The organism is Micrococcus sp. GbtcB5 (assembly GCF_019091605.1).
Classification (GTDB): domain Bacteria; phylum Actinomycetota; class Actinomycetes; order Actinomycetales; family Micrococcaceae; genus Micrococcus; species Micrococcus luteus.
Genome location: NZ_JAGXJK010000574.1, coordinates 1 through 231 on the forward strand (window position 1 = coordinate 1; position 231 = coordinate 231).

The 231-nt window shown below is 77.1% G+C and carries 1 pseudogene; it reads left to right on the plus strand.

From position 1 onward, the window contains the following. A pseudogene (locus KVS67_RS13550) lies at window positions 1-231 on the plus strand (amidophosphoribosyltransferase); the annotation flags it as partial.

Sequence of the window (231 nt, forward strand, 5' to 3'; positions counted from 1 at the left end):
GCGGCACGCCTCGATCGCCGGGCGCCCCGTGTCCGCGTCCCGCGTGGAGATGGGCCGCCGCCTCGCGCTCGAGCAGCCGGTCGAGGCCGACGTCGTGATCCCCGTGCCCGGGTCCGGCACGCCCGCCGCCGTGGGCTACGCGGACGCCTCGGGCCTGCCGATCCGCCAGGGGTTCGTGGAGAACGCGTACGTGGGCCGCACCTTCATCCAGCCGTCCCAGGCGCTGCGCCA